The following is a 3,463-nucleotide window of genomic DNA, read 5'->3' on the forward strand; positions in this document are numbered from 1 at the left end:
GTTCGCCAACCACTGGGCGGCCGCGGCCAGGCCGAGAGCCGCCGTGCGGATGCGGTTGTTGAACATCTCGCCGAGCAGCACCCACACCGCCGGGCCCCAGGACATCCCGAAGAACACGACGAAACCGTTGGCGGCGATCAGCGCGACGAGCCCCTGGGTGTCGCCGAGTTGGGGAGCGAGTTCGCCGTCGGGCCCCGGACCCATCGTGGCGGTGCTGAACATCAGGGCCATCACCGCGAGCGAGACGGTCATGCCGACCGAACCGGTCATGAGCAGCCTGCGACGCCCGATCTTGTCGATCAGCGCGATGGCCACGATCGTCACGACGATGTTCGTGACCGAGGTGATGACGGTCTGGGTGAGCGCGTCCGCCTCGGTGAAGCCGACCGACTGCCAGAGGGACGTGGAGTAGTAGAAGATCACGTTGATGCCCACAGCCTGCTGGAAGACGGACAGCACGATGCCGATCCACACGATCGGCAGGAGGTTCCTGCCGCTCGGGGTGAGCATGTCCTGCCACGACCGCTTCCTGTCCTCGCGGACCGTCGCACGGATCTCCTTGATCCGGTTGTCGACGCCGCTGGACTGGATGGTGCGCAGGACGTCCCTCGCCTCGCCGACCAGCCCCTTGGCCAGCAGGTAGCGGGGGGATTCCGGGATCATGAGCGCCAGTACGCCGTAGGTGATCGCGGGGACCAGCTCGGTGAGGAACATCCAGCGCCAGGCCTGGATCCCCAGCCACAGCTCCTCGATCGCGCCACCGGCCACGGCTGCCAGCCAGGCGTCGGAGAGCAGGGCCACGAAGATGCCGGAGACGATCGCGAGCTGCTGGAGTGACCCGAGGCGGCCGCGTATCGAGGGCGGGGCCACCTCGGCGATGTACGCCGGCGCGATGACCGAGGCCGCGCCGACGCCCAGGCCACCGACCACCCGCCACAGGATGAGGTCCCACGGGCCGAACGCGAGCCCGGAGCCGATCGCACTGACGGTGAACAGCGCCGAGGCCAGGACCATGACGCGGGTGCGCCCCCAGCAGTCGGCGAGGCGGCCCGCGAGATACGCGCCGGCGATACAGCCGAGCAGGGCCGAGGAGACGACGAACCCGGTGAGACCGGCGTTCATGCCGAAGGTCTCCTGGACGGCGTCCACCGCGCCGTTGATGACGGCGGTGTCGAAGCCGAAGAGGAACCCGCCGAGCGCGGCGACCAGGGAGATGATCACCACCCTGCCGGTGTGGAAGGACTCCTCGTCCGAGCTCCTGGCCGAGACGTTCCGTGTGGACATGGCGTACCCCGTTCCCGGGCCGGATGGACGTCCTGATGTCTGGTGAACGGAGCGTAGGCCCGCTACCAATGTGGCGCAAGTCACATATTCTTTATCGATTGCGGCGTACGAACGCTCTGATCGAGAACACGTTCTAGGCTCGAGGTGTCTCGTCGTCATACCGAAAGGGCCACCGCCGTGAGTGCCTCCCCCGAGCAGATCCGTGCCACCGCCGACTCCTACATCGCCGCGCTGGTCGCCGGCGACCTCGAGGCGGTTCTGGACCTCTACGCCGAGAACGCCACGGTCGAGGACCCGGTCGGCAACGGCACCGTCCACGAGGGCAAGGCCACCATCAACGTGTGGGACCTCATGACCCACGACGAGCAGGGCAAGATCCGTTCGATGCGCGCGTACTGGACGCCGGAGAACATGCGCTGAACCGGGGCCGCGCGACTGGACTACCCTTCAGGCCATGATCACCGCCATCGTCTTCGTCCACGCCGAGACGGCGCGCATCCCCGAGGTCGCCGAGGCGATCGCCGAGATCGACGGGGTCTCCGAGGTGTACTCGGTGACGGGCACCATCGACCTCATCGTGCTCGTGCGGGCCCGCCGCAACGAGGAGGTGGCCGACATCGTCTCCGACCGCCTGAACAAGGTCCCGGGTGTGGTCGACACCGAGACGCACATCGCGTTCCGCGCGCTGTCCAAGCACGACCTCGAGGCGGCGTTCTCCCTGGGGTACGACGAGTAGGCCCCTCCCCGGTGCGCACAGTTCCGGGGAGGTGCTGCCACGTCGGTCGCGGCGGATGTGCATACTGTCATCACGACTTGCTGATCTCCGGATACGCAGGGGAAGACCGGTGAGAATCCGGCGCTGACCCGCAACGGTGTGCCGTCACCTCGGTGACGACGAGCCCGATTACCTGCCCGGAGGTACGCGACTCTGTCCATCGCCGCGGTCTGCGATCCGGAGTCCTGCACGGTCGGTGGCCGGTGTCGACGGTCGCCCACCTGCGGGTCTCGTGTGTTCGTGGGCACACGACACGATCCGAGGTCTGATCATGTTCCGTCGCCAGTCCAGGTCCGCCACGGCGCTCGCCGCGCTGCTCGTCACGGGTGTCGTCGTCGCGGGCTGCTCCCGCGGCGAGGCTCAGGAGAGCGCCGCCTCGAAAGAGGCGTTCGCCGAGCCGGTGACCATCACCAACTGCGAGCGTGAGTCCACGTTCGACGCCCCGCCCGAGCGCATCATCACGATGAACGCCCACGTCACGGAGACCCTCATCCAGATGGGTGCGGGGGATCGGATCGTCGGCCGGGGCTATGCCGATCGCGAGGACGTCCTGCCGGAGGTCGCCGAGGAACTCGAGGCGATTCCCGGGTTGGCCGAGGAGTATCCCAGCTGGGAGCAGATCGTCGATCTGGAACCCGACCTCGTGGTGGCCGGCATGCGCAGCGCGTTCGACGAGAAGGAGGGCCGGAGCCGGGACGCGCTCGACGCGGCGGGCATCGACACCTTCCTGTTCTCCGAGTACTGCGGCGACGGGTTCCCGGACGTCTCCATGCTCGAGACCGACTTCTCCCAGCTGGGCCGGGTCCTCGGCGTCGAGGAGGGTGCGCAGCAGCTCACCGACCGCATCGTCGACCGGATCGAGTCGGTCCGCGCCACCCTGGACGAGGCCGGCGTGACGGGGACCCCGACGTTCTTCTACGACAGCGGTGAGGCGGAGCCCATGACGATCGGCGGCGTCGGCATCGGCCAGCTGATCGGCGAGTACGCGGGAGCCGACAACATCTTCATCGAGGGCGACCGGCCCTACCTCAAGACCACGTGGGAGATCCTCGGCGAACGCCGACCGGAGGCGATCGTCGTGCTCGACTACGGGGCCACCAGCGCCGAGGACAGGATCGAGTACCTGCGTAACCAGCCCATCATGGCCACCACGCCGGCGATCCGCGACGACCGCATCGTGGTGGTCCCCCTGGCCGACTTCTTCGAGAGTTCGCGGATGGCGACCTCGGTGGAGACGATCGCCCGCGAGCTCCACCCCGACGCCTTCGGTGGCTGATATGGCGACGGTCGTCCACGACCGTGGCGGTGGCGCGGGCGATGCGGCGACACCGGCTCCGAGCCGCCCCTCGGCGTCGTCCCGCCTCCCGTCACCGTTCCGCGCCACCAGCCCGGGCCGCGAGACCA

General features: G+C 68.3%; 4 protein-coding genes and 1 riboswitch. Of the genes, 3 read left to right on the plus strand and 1 reads right to left on the minus strand.

The window, feature by feature from the left end:
• Positions 1-1,284: sugar porter family MFS transporter (locus tag G6021_RS15115; protein WP_241736600.1), on the minus strand; the 1,284-nt coding region annotated here is incomplete at its 3' end.
• 177 nt (positions 1,285-1,461) lie between these two features.
• On the opposite strand from G6021_RS15115, the gene G6021_RS15120 reads away from it, so the two are divergent.
• The 3 genes from G6021_RS15120 to G6021_RS15130 all read left to right on the plus strand — a co-directional run bounded on the left by G6021_RS15120 (position 1,462) and on the right by G6021_RS15130 (position 3,335).
• Entirely contained in the window at positions 1,462-1,704 is a 243-nt protein-coding gene (locus tag G6021_RS15120; protein ID WP_182641635.1) for a nuclear transport factor 2 family protein, read from the plus strand.
• A gap of 34 nt (positions 1,705-1,738) precedes the next feature.
• Positions 1,739-2,020: an Lrp/AsnC ligand binding domain-containing protein gene (locus G6021_RS15125; RefSeq protein ID WP_179523957.1), complete on the plus strand. Its 282-nt coding sequence runs from the start codon at positions 1,739-1,741 to the stop codon at positions 2,018-2,020.
• Between the two features lie 61 nt (positions 2,021-2,081).
• A riboswitch (cobalamin riboswitch) is annotated at positions 2,082-2,215 on the plus strand.
• Between the two features lie 115 nt (positions 2,216-2,330).
• Positions 2,331-3,335, plus strand: a complete 1,005-nt coding sequence (locus G6021_RS15130) for an ABC transporter substrate-binding protein (protein ID WP_182641636.1) — start codon at positions 2,331-2,333, stop codon at positions 3,333-3,335.
• The last annotated feature ends 128 nt before the right edge of the window (positions 3,336-3,463 follow it).

Source organism: Dietzia sp. CW19, from assembly GCF_014145265.1.
GTDB classification, from domain to species: Bacteria; Actinomycetota; Actinomycetes; order Mycobacteriales; family Mycobacteriaceae; genus Dietzia; species Dietzia natronolimnaea.